11 protein-coding genes are annotated in these 15100 nt (G+C 56.2%); 1 reads left to right on the top strand and 10 read right to left on the bottom strand.

The window, feature by feature from the left end; genetic code table 11:
* Positions 1-6: 6 nt before the first annotated feature.
* From BUA44_RS09385 to BUA44_RS09405, 5 genes are all read right to left on the bottom strand, one after another.
* Positions 7-1194 (bottom strand): glycosyltransferase, encoded by a 1188-nt coding sequence (locus tag BUA44_RS09385; RefSeq protein WP_072811220.1) that lies wholly within the window; start codon positions 1192-1194, stop codon positions 7-9.
* On the bottom strand, positions 1191-3755 hold the full coding sequence (locus tag BUA44_RS09390; protein WP_072811222.1) for an NPCBM/NEW2 domain-containing protein: 2565 nt from the start codon (positions 3753-3755) through the stop codon (positions 1191-1193). The genes BUA44_RS09385 and BUA44_RS09390 overlap by 4 nt, the downstream gene beginning before the upstream one ends.
* A gap of 5 nt (positions 3756-3760) precedes the next feature.
* Positions 3761-7177, bottom strand: a complete 3417-nt coding sequence (locus tag BUA44_RS09395) for an MFS transporter (RefSeq protein ID WP_072811225.1) — start codon at positions 7175-7177, stop codon at positions 3761-3763.
* A gap of 145 nt (positions 7178-7322) precedes the next feature.
* Positions 7323-8225 (bottom strand): hypothetical protein, encoded by a 903-nt coding sequence (locus BUA44_RS09400; protein ID WP_072811227.1) that lies wholly within the window; start codon positions 8223-8225, stop codon positions 7323-7325.
* Between the two features lie 86 nt (positions 8226-8311).
* On the bottom strand, positions 8312-8614 hold the full coding sequence (locus BUA44_RS09405; protein ID WP_072811229.1) for a type B 50S ribosomal protein L31: 303 nt from the start codon (positions 8612-8614) through the stop codon (positions 8312-8314).
* A 99-nt stretch (positions 8615-8713) separates the two neighbouring features.
* Here BUA44_RS09405 and BUA44_RS09410 point away from each other — a divergent pair, with 99 nt between their 5' ends.
* A complete protein-coding gene (locus BUA44_RS09410) occupies positions 8714-9364 on the top strand; it encodes a hypothetical protein (RefSeq protein WP_072811231.1) in 651 nt (216 codons plus the stop codon).
* Here the strand turns inward: BUA44_RS09410 and hisB are convergent, their stop codons facing one another.
* The 5 genes from hisB to BUA44_RS09435 form a co-directional block, all read right to left on the bottom strand.
* A complete protein-coding gene (gene hisB, locus BUA44_RS09415) occupies positions 9365-9949 on the bottom strand; it encodes an imidazoleglycerol-phosphate dehydratase HisB (protein ID WP_072811234.1) in 585 nt (194 codons plus the stop codon).
* Complete coding sequence (locus tag BUA44_RS09420; RefSeq protein WP_255370515.1) at positions 9949-10971, bottom strand: helix-turn-helix domain-containing protein; 1023 nt, start codon at positions 10969-10971, stop codon at positions 9949-9951. The genes hisB and BUA44_RS09420 overlap by 1 nt, the downstream gene beginning before the upstream one ends.
* Positions 10968-11549: a Maf family protein gene (locus tag BUA44_RS09425; protein ID WP_072811237.1), complete on the bottom strand. Its 582-nt coding sequence runs from the start codon at positions 11547-11549 to the stop codon at positions 10968-10970. The genes BUA44_RS09420 and BUA44_RS09425 overlap by 4 nt, the downstream gene beginning before the upstream one ends.
* 31 nt (positions 11550-11580) lie before the next feature.
* Positions 11581-14043 (bottom strand): putative LPS assembly protein LptD, encoded by a 2463-nt coding sequence (locus BUA44_RS09430; protein WP_255370516.1) that lies wholly within the window; start codon positions 14041-14043, stop codon positions 11581-11583.
* A 210-nt stretch (positions 14044-14253) separates the two neighbouring features.
* Complete coding sequence (locus BUA44_RS09435; RefSeq protein WP_072811239.1) at positions 14254-15069, bottom strand: PDZ domain-containing protein; 816 nt, start codon at positions 15067-15069, stop codon at positions 14254-14256.
* Positions 15070-15100: the final 31 nt, after the last annotated feature.

Genomic DNA, 15100 nt, shown 5'->3' on the forward strand with positions numbered 1-15100 from the left:
CAACGTTTATCGCCTGCGCGAGATTTTATCGCCCACGCGCGAAAACAAGTCCTTTACCGCATTTTCGAGCACGCCCGCCTGCTGTGGCCGAGGGAGCGCGACATTCCCCTTGAAGGCATCGAGAAGCGATTCTACCGAAAGCCGATTCGCAGGAATATTGACCGCATAGCCTGCAGTGGCGAGGTCGCGCGCGAGTACCACCTGCTCGTACTGCCCCGGAGTCGGGACAAATATGCACTTTGCGCCCAAGTAGGCCATGTCCATTACGGTGCTATAGCCACCACGGCTAATCACCCAGTCTGCATTCCTCACCGCACAGGCAAATTCACCCGTAGGCAGGTGCGTCACGAACTCGATATTCCCTTCGGTCCAGTGCCTGCGGGGGGCCTGCGGCTTGCCCAGAATCATCAAGTGTTCCCCCGGAACATCGCGCAGAATATCGCGCAGGCGGTTCTCGAACTGCGTGCGAGCAGGCTCGACACCCGAAATAACGGCAACGACCCGATACATGCCCGCATTTAAACTGCCCGCGACCCGAGAGGCGCCGGAACAAGGCGTGTCAAATCGCGAGAGCGGCCCGACGAACCTGACCGCAGGCGCACCGCCCACCCCGAACGAGTCCCGCTCGCCACGCGAATCACGGCCACCGCCCGTAACCTGCTGGCCATGCGCCGGCAAGTGCGAGAGCGCGCCCGCGTATCCGGGTGCAGTTTCCACATCGGGCACCCACACCTCGTCAAAATTCCTCATGCGGGCACGGTGCCAGCGAATGCCGATACCCTCGAGCGCCACAAGCGCGGGCGGGAACGCAATCCGCCGCTGGTGCGTCATGTAAATGCTGAGCGCCTTCCCGGAATAGAAAGCAAAGCGATTGTCCGAAAATAGCACGTCGTAGCCGTGACGTTCCACCATCTCTTCGGCATAGCGATGCTCGTAACGCATCACCGCATTCAGGTGTGCGCTGTTCTTCAGGAGCCACAGCGCCATGTTAAAGCCATATTTCGGGTACACGACGTTGTAGCCCGGCGCCACCCGCTGGCGTAGTTCCGGGAATACCTCGCGGAAGAATCCCGCATTCGCCTTCACTACGGCAAGTTCCACCTCGGCTCCCTGGGCCAGGAACTCCCGGATAACGGGCACGCAACGCGTCGCATGCCCCAAGCCCCAATCAAGAGGGGCTACCAGGATTTTCACCTAGCCTCCAGCCAGGCGTTCGCCCAGTCGCCGTGGTCGCAGTTCTTCTCGCCCGCCATGTCGATGCTCAGGTTCAGCTGACGCACGCCCTTCACGTCCACGTCAATCGCCTGCTTTTCCATCGAGTAGAGCCTCTTGGAGCGCAAGATTTCGCGGCCGTCGCCCGACACGATAAAGTACACGCCGTCACCGCAGGCGCTTTCGTCATCAAGCCCAATAACCGCATGCAGCACGTCGAACCCGCGGGGCAACGTGAAATCGATACTCGAATTCGCATGGCTCCCGATACCGTAGCGGAACGGTTCGCCATCCAGCGTAAGCGTGTGGTGTTCTACCGACTCGTTCATCTGCGGGTCGCCCCACTCCTGCGAGAAACGGCCCATCTTGAGGCTCGAAAGCAGCACGACGTTCTCGCTCTCGCGGAAGAAGTCGCGGTAAACCACAGACGTATCGCCATCGGGCATCGAGCACACGAACATCGCGCGGTTCATACCCGGGTGAATCTTCGTTGAATCCATACGGAGCGAATCCGAAGGCACCGTCACGAGCATCTCGCCCTGCTTTTCGCCATTGAGCGAGTAGTCGCAGGCAATCGATTCCGGGAACCGCTTGTTCAGCACGATAATCCCCTCGCTCTCGTCCGAGACCATGAAGTTCTGCGCGTACTGCGAAACGCCCTTCTTCGAAATTATCTTGTATATAACCAGCGGATAGCCAAAGCGCTTCGCATCCACCAAGATGCGCTCGTGCTTGTAGCTATCGAGAATCTTGTCAATCTGGTCGGTCGTCTTGAAGCCCACCACGCGGCTGTCACGGTTTACCTTGCCGTAGCCATCCTGCCCGCGCACCAGGTAGATGTTTCCGCCCGACTTTTGCATCCACGAGGCAAACACGTCGGTACTCCAGCCCTCGAAAGTGCGTTCGCTAAACGCGCTATGCCCCTGGGCAAGCATCTGCCACGGCCTCGCATAGATGTAGATTGAATTTTCGGGCAACTTCGCGAGTTCCGTGTTCAAGAAGTCCTCTTCGCCCAGCAACTTGTTCTTGTAGTAGAGCATGTTGCTCTTGTAGCTGGGAGCATGGTAGAACATGAGCCCGAGCGAAAGGAGGCAGGCAAAACCCATCACGATTCCGGCGACGGCATCGCGCTGCATCTTGGACTTGAAGAGGCGCGAACCCGCAAAGAGGAGCGCGTCGTACAGGCCAAGCGCCATCAGGAGCGCAAACAGCGGGAGCGCCACCAGCACGTAGCGCTGGTTGATATCAATCGTGAACGTTCCCGACACGTTGAACATGATGACGAAAATCTGGAGGCAGAAGAAAATGCCCAAGATAAACCCGCGCACGTAACGGCGGAATACAACCATGCGGAGCAGGAGCCATACAGTCGCCACGAGCAAGATGACCGTGAACGTCGTGTAGAACGGGTTCACCATGATGCCGCCGAAAGCCGGGTCGACATCGAGGTTCATCATCGTCTGGATATTCGTCTTCAGGTTGAACCACAGGTTATCGAAGGAATGGGCCGCATGTTCCCCGCCCTGGAAGTCGTAACCGCGATAGGCCGCCATGTTGTTCACGCTGGGCCAGCTCACCGCAATCACGGCGGCAACAAAGGCCGGCAGGCGGTAAGGCTTCTCGAGGAAGTAGCGGTAGTAGTAGAGTGCGAACGGAATGAACGCGAACACCGTCTCCTGGCGGGTCTGCGCAAAGAACCCGAGCAGCGGGACCGTCAGCAAGAAATGCTTCCACGTTACCTTGTTCGCAGGCACAAAAGCATACCAGGCCATAAGGAAGGTCAGCAGGCAAATGTAGAGCACTTCCGTAGATGCAGAGCGCGACTGGAGCAGGTATATGGGCATACCTCCCAGGAAGGCGACTGCAGCCAGTGCCAGTTTATCGCTCCTGAACCACTTCGACAGCGCGAGGAAGAACGCCAGCAGGCTCAACAGGTAGAACGGATAGTTCACCTTGAGCGCAGTATCGCGCGTCGGTTCCATGAAGTTGAACACAAGCGAGTAGACGAACCCGAGTGCCTTGCCCTTGAAGTTGTTCACCTCGCTCTTGCAATCAAGGACTCCATCCGTCCAAACGCCCTCGTTGCAGATGCCGCCCGTATGCTGGAAGTACATCTGCAGGCCCATCGATTCCCAGCTGGTCTCGTCGCTCAGTACACGGTGCGTATTGCTGATGTTCCCGAACACGAACACCGAGAAAATAATCATCAGGATGGCAAGCCCGCAAAAGGCCTTACCGCTCGGCAAGAACTCCCGGATATGCTTCGCGATAAACGGTACGTTTACCACCACGCCCGCAATGAACAGCACAAACGTCGAGAGTATCGCATAGTAGCCCCAGTCGATATCCCAGCGGCGCGCGTACGAAACGGAAAGGTTGTTGAATATGAGGAACGCGGCGACCAGCACGGCGACCGTGGTCGCAAGCATCACCGCCTGTGGCTTGCCCAGGCTGAGCGACGTTACCCACTCGTGCAGGGACGTGGTCACCGACTTCTGTTCAATCTTTTCTTCTACAGTAACAGTTTTCTCTTTCTTTTTCATAATAACTAGTTTGCTGAAATTCCAAGGCGTTCCATGGCAATTCTCTTGCCGGTCTGCACGTCGCTCTTGCCGCTCCCGAGTTTCGGGAGTTCATCCACCTTCACCACGGCACCGGGGAGCATGAGCGGCGGGAGGCCCACCTGCTTGAGCATATCCTTCACCTCGTCTTCGGACTTATCGCCCGCATACACGAGCACAATCTTCTCGCCCTTGCTGCCATCCGGGACGGCAACCGCAAAGTGGTCAATTTCGTCGAACAGCGAGCATTCCGAAATCTTGAAGTCCACCGACCCAAGGCTCACCATCTCGCCACCAAGCTTTGCGAAGCGGCTGTAGCGGTCCACAATCGTGAGGTAGCCGTCCTCGTCCACGTGGCCCTTGTCGCCCGTCTTGTACCAGCGCTTGCCGTTTATAACCGCAATCGCCTGTGCCGTACGTTCCGGGTCCTTCAGGTAGCCCTTCATAATCTGCGCACCGCCAATCAAGATCAGGCCATCCTCGCCCACGGCGAGTTCTTCCATGGTATCGGGGTCCACGATGCGGATCTGCGTTCCGGGCAGCGGAGCGCCAACGGTACCCGGCTTGTTGCCCTCGATAACCGTCTTGTAGTCGTCCATGAGCACGTCCTTCGTGTTCACCGCCGCCACCGGAGTCGTTTCCGTACAACCGAACCCCTCGAAAATCTCGAGCTTGAACTTGTTGCGGTAAAGCTGGCGCACATCCTCGCGAATCTTCTCGGCGCCGGCGTAGATGCTACGCACATGCGAGAACATCAGCGGGTGCACCGCGCGGTTCATGCCCCACATGCGCAGGAACGTGCCCGTGGCCACCATGATGCTCACCTTGAACTGGGCACACATGCGCGACACGAGCCTTGCATCCGTCGGGTCGGGGCAGGTCGCCACCGGCACGCCTTCCACAAGGCACAACATCGTCGTGATGGAGAACCCGAACGCATGGAACAGCGGGAGCGAACCCAGGAATACGTCTTCCGCGGTCGGCAACAGCACGCTTTCGCACTGCTTGATATTGCCAATCAGGTTCAGGTGCGTGAGTTCCACACCCTTCGGGCGGCCCTCAGAACCGGAACTGAAGATGATGGTCGCCACGTCATCAAGGCTCACCTTCTTGAAGAAGCGAAGCTCCAGGTACCAGGCCGGCAAAAGCATCACGCGCAAGAAGTTCTTCACGAGCGTCGACTTGTGCAGTTGCCCCTTCAGGTCTTCCATGTAGTAGACCTTGTACTTGTCGAGCAACTTCTCCATCGGGAGGCCCTTCTGCTTGAGTTTCTCGACAAACACGCGGGCCGTAATAATCGTCTTCACTTCGGCCACGCCACAGCAGTAGTCCATCGTCTCGGGCGTGTTCGTGTAGTTCAGGTTGTAGACCGTCTTGCCCCTGATGAGGCACGCCATGTTCACGATGATTCCCGGGCCGGAAGGCGGAATAAGCACGCCCACCTGCTTCTCGCCCTTCGTGAGTTTCTCGATCATGCCCGCAAACGAGAGCGCCGCCGTCGCAAGCGCGTTTGCTGAAAGGTGGTTGCCGTCGGGGCTATAAACGGAGGGCCCGCTGCCGACTCGCTTCACCGTGCGAATCCAGGCAGATGCCACCGGACGCAACTTGCGGATGTAACTCGTCCACGCGGTAATCGAGAGTTCCTGCACCGCGCGCTTCACCATCATCGGGTTGGAATCGAGCGGGAGTTCGTTGCCGAACGCGACAGAAATGATACGGCCACCGCTATGCACCATGTCCTTGAAGCCGGCATCAGCCATGGAGTAGCTACTCCCCCACAGCCCCTGCACGTAGAACGGCAACAGTTTCAGGCGCGGCACATCCTTCACAACGGACGAGTAGTCCAGGCGGAAGCGGCTCATGTTGCCCGTCGAGGTCATCGCGTTTTCCGGGAACATCACCACGGCTTCGCCGCGCAGCAAGGCCTTCTTCGCCTCCTCCATCGCGGGAGCAGGGTTCGAGATATCGAGGTCAATCGTTTCCATCTGCGAAAGCAACAGCTTCACGTACCACTTCTCAAAAGGCCTGCGCGTAATCACGAAACGCATCGGGCGCGGGCTTGCCATCTGGATAATCGCCCAGTCAATGTACGAGATGTGGTTACCCACCAGGAGCACCGGGCCTTCCCACGGAATGTTCTGCACGCCCGTCACCAGGAACCGGTAGTGCATCGATAGCACCGAGCGCAATAGCTGGCGCAAAAGCGTCTGCGGCATGGCCCACAGCGCCCACACCGTACCCACAAGGCAGACGATGCCGAGGATAAAGAACAGGCTCATCCGGTCGACAGCAAAGTAACGGATGGCGACAATCGCGAGGATATCGAAAACGAGAATGCTCAGGTTCTGCACCACGTTCGAAAGCGAGAGCACGTGGCCCGCGGAACGGGGCTTGGTGTTGTAGAGCATCGTCGCGAACATCGGGAGCGCAAAGATGCCGCCACAGAACCCGAGAAGCGCGAACGCGATGGCGTTATACGGGCGCGGAATCAGCGGAATGATGAATATGAGGATGGAAGCCCCTGCGGTACCCATCGGGATAAGCCCCATCTCGATAAAGTTCATCGACATGCGCATCGCAAACCAGAAGCCCGCGACAAGCCCGATGCCCGTACCGAAAATGGCATAGTTCGCAAGGGCATCCTGCGTAAACAGCGAGCCCGAGCTGAACTGGTCCTGGATGACGAACACCATCAGGAATATCATGACCCAGAAAATCGCCTGCCCGACAATCGACTGGCGGAGCGCCCGGTTCTTCCACGCCTTCGCCATCTTGCGGCGCGCGTACTTGAACGTAAGGAACTGCTTCCAGGGGAATTTCAGTGTTTCATCGTAGGCGCCGATAGACGGGAGCCGGATTGCAAAAATCACCCCCAGAACCTGCAGTGCACCGAGCGAATAGAGCACGGGCTCGACCAGGTTCTCGCGGACGGCAAACGCAAGCGACACGCCCGCAAAGAACATCGCGCAGAACGTGACTATCATGAGAGTCCCGCTCCCGCTGGCAAGGAAACGCACCCCTATCAGTTCCTTCATGTAGCCGTTCTTTGCCGGACTCTGGAACGCCTGCAGCACAAAGAAAAGCCCGACACCAGCAAACATCATGGGCAGGCAAGAATGGTACACACCGACACCGAACAACCCCAGCGGGAGAGCCGAAAGCACCGTCGTCCACAGGAGCACCCGTTCCTTCGGGTGCTTGTCCGACATAAAACCCGCAGGCGTCAGCAGCAGCACGCAGGGCAACAGGAACAGCAGGTGCAGCACGTAGAACTGCCACGAACCCGTAGCCGTATACCCCATGCGGCTAAGGACGAGTTCCGTGTAGGCAATAATCGCGGTAGAGACCGCCACCTGCGTAAAAGCCAAACCAAAAAACGAGAAAAAGCCTTCGACCTTTTTCATCTTTATTCCTTTATATATCCAATCCGGCAAGGCCTGCGCCTTCCCTCATGGTAAATATAGCAAGGCGCACCATTATATATATAAGAACGGCCCCCGAAAGGGAGCCGTCCTAATAGGTTCTAGACGCTATCTAGCCTAAACCGTCTTACTTCACTTCGAAGTAGTAGGTCTGGAGAGTCTTGCCTTCCTGGGAAAGCTGGATAATCTGCTTGCCCTTCGGGAGGTCGCCAGAAATCTTGTAGAGGTTTTCGGCAACGTAGGTCACCTGGAGGTCGGTAGCCTTGCTCTTGTCCGGGAAGATACCCTTCACGTCGGTCTCGGTGAAGCCCTTGCAGTCCTTGTGGTTTGCAACTTTGTCTTCAACGGCAGCGAAGGTCTTCGCGACGAGCGGAGCGGTCACGGAACTAGCATTCACGTAGAGCACGTTGAGCTTGCCATCCACGACGAGCGGTGCGGAAAGCGCAATCATCTTGGAAGCCGGAGCAGCGGCCGGAGCGGCAGCCTTCTTGGCCTTCTTACCCTTCTTGCCCTTGGCCTTCTTGTCGGCCTTGGGGGCCGGAGGAAGCTTGGCGGTTTCGGAAGCGGCAGGCATCTCGAGGCGGTAGCCGGCGATGGATTCGGTGCACTGCGTGGAGAACAGCACCCATTCGTTGTTGATCTTGGTCGGGGTCTTCTCGCCCGTCTTGTACAGGCCCGGGTTCACCTGGTCGCTGTAGATGTAGAGCTTGACCTTGAGGTTCGGTTCGGCCTCGGTGGTCTGGACGGGGTTACGGCTCTTCACGTACTTGGAGCGGCCGGCGAGGATGCGGTAGCTGCCAACGGGAACCTTATTGAACTTGAATTCGCCCTTCTGGAGTTCTTCCTTGTAGGGGTACTTTTCCTTGGTCGTGGTGTAGATAGTGGAGTCCATCCACACGGTCGGCATCGGGACAGGCTGTTCAGTGAACGGATCAAGCACGACACCTTCAATGGTACCAGTCTTGTCGCAAGCGGTCATGCCCATGGCGATGAGAGCGGCGGCACAAGCAGTCATAAGTTGTTTCTTCATCGTTTTTTCCTTGTGTTATAAAAACGGAATTGAATTTAAAAAAAAATGCCCCCCGCAAAGTGGAGGGCACAGAAAAGAGCCTAAAATTAAGCTTCTTCTTCGGCCTTGGCGGGTGCAGCCTTGCGGGTCTTGCGCTTTGCGCCCGTGATGTTGCCAGCGAAACGCTTGTTGAAGCGGTCGATACGGCCAGCCGTATCCACGCGATGCTGCTTGCCCGTCCAGAACGGATGGGTATCAGCCGTGATTTCAAGGGAAATCACGCTATGTTCAACACCATCGATAGTCTTCTTTTCGGCGGAAGACTTCGTGGAGCGGGTGATGTATTCTTTACCCGTATTCGCATCGACGAACACGACCGGTTGATAGTTAGGGTGGATACCTTCTTTCATTTTTAAACTTCCTATTGAAGTGATTAATTGGAGTTCCAAATTTAGCAGATTTTGGCAAATTTGGCAAGATACGGGCTCTTTTTTTGTATTTTTTAGGGCATGAGAACGCTCAAGAGTTTAATTGCCGTGCCCGTTTTGGCCGGTTTTGCGCTTTACCTTGCCGCCTGCAACGACGAACGCCCCGTGGCAAAAGTCATCGTGGTAGACCAGAAAATGCCGCTCATCGAGTGGCCCGACAGCGTGTACGTGAACTCGCTCGACTCCATTTTGGCACTCGAGCCCGTCAAGAAGTCCGCAAACGAGAAGAAGGACGTACACCTCACGTTCAACTCCAAGAGCGCGCCCGTATTTAAGCTGCCGAGTTCCGTAACCGGGCAAAAAGGCGGGCCAAAGCAGCCCAGTACCGCAGAAATGCTCAAGAGAATCGCCGCCGAAAAACAGGCGCGCGAATCGGGCAAGGCCGCCCCGCAAGGCCGGAGCGACGACGTTTCCGGCAAGAAGGCGGAGGCCTTCAGCGACAAGTTCGTGAACGCGATGAGCGCGCTGCAGTCCGACCCGAACAACGCGAGCCTCTACAAGATGGTAACCGCAAACGACGAGGATTTGAGCAAGCTTTTGCGCCGGACCTACGGTGCAGGTTCACAGACCCTCCCGCTGTTCTTTGCAAAGTCCGCACTGCAAACAGTAAACCCCGGCATCAATCTGGATAACCTGAATGCCGGGGATAAAGTGAAAGTTCCAAGGATTTAATTAAAGCACGCCCTTGCTGCTGGGAACGCCCTTCACGTTACGGCTCGGGGCAACGGCCATGGCCATCGCGCGGGCAAACGCCTTGAAGATGCTTTCGAGGCAGTGGTGGTTGTCGTTTCCGTAGAAGAGTTCCACGTGCAGGTTCATGCGGGCATTCTCGCACAGGCTCTTAAAGAAGTGCTCGAACATGCTGGCCTCGATGCCACCTGCCATGGCGGCAGGCAGGTTCACGTTCCACACGAAGCCTATGCGGTTGCTGAAATCGAGGCAAACGCGGCTCAGGGCCTCGTCCATCGGGACAAAGTAAAAGCCGTAGCGTTCGATTCCCTTCTTGTCTCCAAGGCATTCCACAATCGCCTGACCGAGCACAATCGCGATGTCTTCCATGCTGTGGTGCATATCGACAGCGGTATCGCCCTTGCAGGTGAGGTTGAGCGTAAAGCCGCCATGCACCTGGAACAGGTCGAGCATGTGGTCGAGAAACGCGTTGCCGGAATTGACGACCCCGCGGGAAGCCTCGTCCAGGTTCAGCGAGAGTTCGATATCGGTTTCGCCGGTCTTTCTCTTGATGTTCGCGGTACGCATTAGCGGCCTCCCTTCGTCTTCACGATTTCGCCACCGAACACGCGGAACTTGGCCACACGGCCGTACTTCGATTCGGGAATCTTCGTTTCCTTGCCGTTCAGGAGCATCTTGGAAATTGCACGCGGCTCGCCGATGATTACATACAACGTATCAGCAGACTCGTAAATCATGCGGGAGTTCTTTTCGGCGATGTTCGCCTCTTTCACGAACGCACCGTCTTCTTCGTGACGCTTGATGCCGACCCACGAACGCATCGCGCCGGAGCCCAGCAATTCCATATGAGTCTTGCCCGAGGCGGCTTCCGCATTTTCGGAAGTCTTCGAGACAGAAGAAATGAAGATGGTAGCCGATGCCGGGAGGTCGGACTTCTTCACGGCCTCGTCAACAACAGCCTGCGTCACGGTCTCGTCGGCCTTCTTCGCGGTATCAGTTTTCGCCTTCGCCGCAGAATCTTTAACGACAGAATCTGTCACAGCCGTATCAGGAGCAACAGCTTCGGCACCTTCGGGCATCTCGGTGATATCTTCAACCGGAGCAGGCGGTTCGTTCGCTTCGACAGAAGCCGTTTGCGGGGCCTGCGCAGCTGCCTCGCTCTCGCCCATTTCATTCAAGAAATGAGAGCCGACCACAAATGCCAGTACGAGCAAGACGATAACAATAGGCACGGCCTTGCTGCGGGGCTTCTTTTCCTCGTCGGTCATCGGGGAAACCTTCACGGGTTTCTCGGGTACCGGAGAAAGCAGGCTCGAGAACTTCTTGCCCGATTCCATGTAGTAAAAGTCGAGAATCCTCTTGGATTCAAGCCCAAGCTTCTCACAAAGGGAATTGAGGTAGCCACGGACGTAGGCTTCCACCGGGAAGGCCTTCCAATCACCACTTTCAATCAAGGTTATGTTTTTTACTGTGAGTTTCGTCACAGTGGCGAGTTCCTCTATGGACATTCCCTTGGCCTCGCGCACGCGGGTAAGGTATGCCCCAAGGCGTTCGTCGGGGCGCTTGTCTTCAATAGGGTTCATACTCATACATCTACCTTCTGCCTTGCAAGCATTTCGAGCGTCAGGGCCACGGGCAAGCCCACGACGTTGTAATAGCAACCTGAAATCGATTTGATAAGGCGGGCTCCGCGGGTCTGGATTCCGTATGCCCCCGCTTTATCCATCGGGTCCTTAGAATTTACATAATCTTTCAGTTCTTGTAATGTGTTCTCCCGGAAAACCACCTCTGTTTCTTCTCGTTGAGTATCAACGACTTGCGAATCTTTTGCAAGTGCGACTCCGGTAATAACTTTGTGAGATTTTCCGTTCAGTTTTTGTAGCATTTCAAGGGCTTCTTCGGGGGTTTTCGGCTTCCCGAGGGGCTTCCCGTCCAAAAAAACTAGCGTATCGTACCCGAGCACATACTCTCCGGGCCTCATTTTCGAAACGGCGAGCGCCTTCGCGGCGGCATTCTCGCCAGGGAAATCGAGCGGGTCTTCGCTCCTGGGGCGTTCTTCCTCGTTCGAGACAACCACCTCGAAATTCACCCCAATCTGGGTGAGGATTTCACGGCGCCTCGGCGAACCGCTCGCCAAAATTACTTTATTTGTAACAACATCACTCATTGAACACTCCACATTTCACATCACACATTTATCAGTTCGTATCCGTGCTACCTGCGTTAAGCTTGATATCGGGCAAGTCCCTCACGTAAATCGAGAAGCTCCAGCCTGCTGCAGGGCCCGTGGGCGTCCACGTAAAGTCAAGTTGCCAGCAGTGCAACACCCTGTTGAACGTGAAGCGGTGCGTCACGAACTTGCCCTCGTTGTAATCGTACTGCGTACTGTAAGAGACTTCCCAGTTTACCGTCGGCTGGAAACTTGCCGAAATCGAAGTCGAGTGGCTCACGTTATCCTGGAACAGGTCCTTCCCCACTCGCGTACTCGAGAACGAATAGCGGTAGTTTAGCCCGAGCGACCACTTCTTCATCTCGTACTTGTTCATCTGCGAAGGCAGGCCCACGTTGAACGTTCCACTCCAGTTAAAGCTGCGGCTCAGTTCATAGCCCCAGTACGTGAGTTCCGGGAACCTTACCTTGTTCGGGTCGTCCGAATACTTGTGGTACAGGCTGTGGCGCGTAGTCACGGTAAACATGTAGTCAGGCAGAATCTGCAGGCCGAACGTAGAATTGATGTCCGAAAAATTCAGGGAATCTGCCGCAAAGTTGTACGAAACGCTATGGCGCGTAGTAAGCAATCGACGGTTGCCGTACTGGTCCTCGACCGCCTTCGCCGTATCGCCCTTCGTGGTATCGGGCTTGTGGCCCACCACCTTCAGGTACTTGATATCGAAGTCATTGCCGAGCGAAAGACCTACGGTCTGCTGTTTCTTCTGGAAAGGCGACTGGCCAAGTAACGGGTGCGGGGCAAAGTACTTCGCCGTATCGATTTCGGGCGCGTACGTGTACGACACGCTCGGCGAAAGGATATGCCTCACGCCCGTAAAGCGCCCAATTTCAGGCACCCAGATGCCGTACAGTTTGGTATCGGCGGTAAGGCTGTAGTTGTGGTTGTACGCAAACTCACCGTAACTATCGTGCTCCGGGTCGAGGCTTGTACGGCGCTTCCAGTACTTGCTCGAATCCTCCGGGTTTATCCACGACTGTCCGGTCCAGTACCCGCTCCAGGTGGCACGCGGGGTAAGGTTAATCACGTTGAACAGTGAGCCCGAGTAATCCAGCGAGTAGGTGCCGGAATAACCCACGTACTTCGCAAGCGTATCGACATCGAGCGTGGTGTCGCGGCCCTCGCGCGTATGGTAGTTGAAGCGGTTCGTAAAGCTGTAGTTGAGCTTTTCGAGGTATTTCCAAAACGAGTTGTCGTCGATGGCAACGCCGTCGTCACCGCTATCGAAATTGAACAGCGGTCCGTTCATGCGGAACTGCACGTCGGGCAACTGGCGTTCCACGTAACCCGTCTGCAGGTTGTTGGTCTGGCTCGCCTTCACCGTAAGGCTCTTATTGGTACCGAACCTTCCCGAATACGTGAGGTACGCGTTCGCCTGCTGGTTGAGGATTGTCTCGGCATCAAGCGCCTCGCGGCGTACGCTCTGGTCACTCACGAACGAACCGGTACCCGTCAAAGTGTGCTTGCCATCGGGCGTCAGGTTCTGGTTGTGCGAGAAGTTGATGTCGTAGCCGCTGTTGTCGAAGTTGAATTCCCGGAGATACGCCTTGTACGACACGTTACCGTCGAGCACATAGCGCTTCTTGTAACGCACCTGGCCCGTGATAGTCGACTTCTCGAAGCGAGCCTCCTCGCCTTCAACAATATCGCCCGAAAGTGTCGCATCCCAGTAGTCGTTCGGCGCATAGTAGAAACCGAGGTTACTCAGGTAGTAGCCCTGCACCTGGTCGCCACCGAACTTGGGAGTAAGCAGGCCCGACTTGCGCCCGCTCTTCAAGGGAGCGACGATCATCGGGAGCACCGCCACCGGCACGTCAGCGATGTTCAAAACCACAGGCCGTGCCGTAATCGTCTCCTTGGGCTTGACCACCATGCGGCGACCGTAGAAGTAGAAATGCTGGTGCGTAGAATCGTTACAGGTACTAAAGTCGCCACGCGCAATCTGGATGCGAGAATCCGGGAGCCTGCGCACCTCCATGCCGTTCAGCTGCTGGTTATCCTGGTAGGTAGTCGCGTAGTAGATTTCGCCGATGCGGCTGTTCATGTTGTACTTGAGTCGCATGCCCGAAAGCGAAGGGTTCTTGGTTTCGCGGAGCACGGGCTCGCCCGCCGCCGCAAGCACGGAATTCTTCTGGTCGAACCAGATGGTATCGGCATCGAGTGTCGCCGTGCGGTACTTGAGCTGCGCGTTGTTATTCAGGTTGAACGTTTCCTTCTCTACATCGTAAATGAGGTCTACCGCGCGGTACTCAATCGTGTCCGTCCCCGTCGTGTCGTTCATCCAGTCCACCTCGGTGGTGTCCTCGACCGGCTGCTCGCGTTCCTCAAGTTCAAAGCGCGTCATGTCCTGACCGAATGCGGCAGGAGCAATGAAGGTCGCTAGCAAAAACAGCAAAACGGCCCACAGCAGACTATGGGTTCTAGACAAAATCACGTTGCGGCAAATATAGGAATTAGTTATTGGTCTTTGGTCATTAGTTATTGGTTGTTGGTCATTAGTTGTTAGAAAAATATGGCCGCAGGACGTTTATTGCGAAAGGCCCGAGCCCTCAATTAACTTGTTCAAAAAAAAGAACCCCTGGTAGAAAACCAGGGGAGACTCGAGCGGCTCTCGTAAAGACGAGCGGCCGCCAATAACCTTTGCTTACTTGAGCACGGCGAACTTGCCAGACACGCCGAAGGACTGTTCGATGCTCACCATATATCTACCACTCGGGAGGTTATCCCCATTCCAAGACACGGAGTTGAAGCCAGCCGGAGCGTTATCCACGCGCACGGATGCGACTTCTTCGCCGTTCGGGCCAGAAACCTTCACGACAGTCGTACCTTCGGTCTTGAGCGTAAACGCGATGGTGTTGCGGTTAAAGGACTTGAGCGAAGCGCCGTTGGACTTCGCCTTCTTGTTGGGCGCAGCCTTCGGGCCAAATTCATCTTCCTTCTGCACGAACACGCCGTTCAGGTGCTTTGCAGAAACGCCCTTCGCATCGCCCGCCACCACGGTACCGCGGCTGAGGACGGCAAGCAACTTCTTGTTGGCTTCGGTACCGCTTGCAAACGTCTCGAGTTCGGCGCCGTTGAATTCCTTCTTGTCGCCGTACCAGGCGCTCACGGATTCCTCGTCAAAATCCTTCACGAGCATGGAAGCACGACGCACCACCACGGAAGCCGTATCGCCGTTGCTCACGTAAGTGAGTTCGACCGGTTTGTTCACCTGGCCGCGAATCTGGCCCTTGGAGAACTCGATGTTCTGGCCCTTCAGGGAAACGCCATCGACAGCGACAATCACGTCACCGGTAGCAATCTTGGTATCGGCAGCAGGGCCACCGGGAATCACTTCGGCAACGTAGACGCCAGCCGGGACCTGGTAGATGGTAACGCCAATACCGCCGAAATCTTCGTCGGCCATGACAGGGGCTGCGGCAAGGGCAGCCATCAGGGAAAACTTAGCAAGCTTGTTCATAAGATCTCCTTACAATTTATCCATCTTAAAT

It is taken from the genome of Fibrobacter sp. UWR3 (genome assembly GCF_900143055.1).
GTDB lineage: Bacteria > Fibrobacterota > Fibrobacteria > Fibrobacterales > Fibrobacteraceae > Fibrobacter.